Source organism: Geminicoccus harenae (assembly GCF_019800005.1).
GTDB classification, from domain to species: domain Bacteria; phylum Pseudomonadota; class Alphaproteobacteria; order Geminicoccales; family Geminicoccaceae; genus Geminicoccus; species Geminicoccus harenae.
On the sequence record NZ_JABGCL010000146.1, the window covers coordinates 1 to 1,475 of the forward strand.

Annotated in this window: 1 protein-coding gene and 1 pseudogene; one reads left to right on the forward strand and one right to left on the reverse strand. The window is 64.0% G+C overall.

The window, feature by feature from the left end:
* Nucleotides 1-324, forward strand: a 324-nt coding sequence (locus tag HLA95_RS27290; RefSeq protein WP_222184643.1) for an integrase core domain-containing protein, incomplete at its 5' end; no start/stop codon positions are given.
* A gap of 98 nt (nt 325-422) precedes the next feature.
* On the opposite strand, the pseudogene HLA95_RS28745 reads toward HLA95_RS27290, so the two are convergent.
* A pseudogene (locus HLA95_RS28745) lies at nt 423-979 on the reverse strand (helix-turn-helix domain-containing protein); the annotation flags it as partial.
* Nucleotides 980-1,475: the final 496 nt, after the last annotated feature.

Sequence of the window (1,475 nt, forward strand, 5' to 3'; positions counted from 1 at the left end):
GCCTTCGTCCACATCTTCGACCGGGTTTGCGCAGAGCACAGCATCGAGCACCGCCTGACCAAGGTGAACCACCCTTGGACCAACGGCCAGGTCGAGCGCATGAACCGCACGATCAAGGACGCTACCGTCAAGCGCTACCACTACGACAGCCATGAACAGCTCCGGGTCCATCTGCAGCTGTTCGTGGACGCCTACAACCACGCCCGCCGGCTCAAGACCCTGCGCGGCCTGACCCCCTACGAATTCATCTGCCAGGTCTGGGCAAAAGAGCCCGACCGGTTCAGGCTCGATCCGTCACACCACATCCCGGGACCGTACACCTAAACCTGAAATGCTCTAGTAGGTGAACAACGCCTGACCACGATCGGCCTGGATGCGCCCGCCGAGGTCTTGTGAGCTCGGCGCCTACGGCGTTGGATCGACCGCGCTGTTGCTGGCCGATGGATGGCGAACGGCATTTCCTCCAGCACGCGCTCCAGGAAGTGGACGGTGTTGGCGGCGGTGCGGCGTGGATAGAGGCCGATGACCTGGAAGCGCGAGCAGTCGTCGATCGCGGTGTACTTGTAGAGCTTCGGCGCAGTCTTGCAGAAGTCGACCTGCGCCTGGTCACCCGGGACAAGCCGGCTATAGCGCCTGGTGCCCTTGCGCCGTAGCGGCCGGCGCTTGAGGTAGCGCTCGCCGTGGTGGGCCAGGACCTTGTGGATGGTATCAGTGCTAAGCTTGAGGGTATGCTTGCGGATCAGCTGGTTGTGCAGGCGCTTGATCCGAGCCGCCGGCCGCGGCTCGGGTCCAGGATCAGGGCTTCCTTCTGCTGGAACACCTTGCGTCCTGGCGAGCGGTGTGGCCGGGAACTGCGGCTCTCCAGACCGGCAAGGCCGCTCCCGCGATGACGCTGCCACCACTTGCGCAGCGTCGGCCAGGAGATGCCGCAGCGGCGGCAGACGATGCCGGCGTTGCCGATCGCCTGGTAGAGCCGGATCCAACCTCACAGGGGCGATGGCCAGGAGGCCACCGCGGGCTCAGCCGGGTGTGCGTGCATCCATCCCGCCTCCTCGTCGCCAGGAACTGCTTGCACCATGACGTGATGGATTCAGGCGATGGCCGAGCCGGTAGGATGGGACGAGGTGCAACGAGGTCTATAAAACTCCACATTATCGCCATCGTACGGCGGCATGGCCGGTTGCGCGGGGCGGGCGACGGCAAGCCGCGAACCCTGCGGCGCTCTGAACATCTTCACCAGCTTTGGCTGATGGACTTAAGGCCCGCTTGACCTGGTGCAGGGATGCTGTGATTCCCTGGCAATCCTGGACGATCATTTCCCTCATGCGCTGGCCTTAAGTGCCTGCAGGCCACCGGAGACTGCCGCGAAATCCTGGCCTTAGCCGTGCTGCTGTGATTCGATCCTGCCGATCGAGGCATTGTTGCAGCCCATGCGTCGGTCACCGACTGGACGACCTGCCTATCCACCGCTGGTC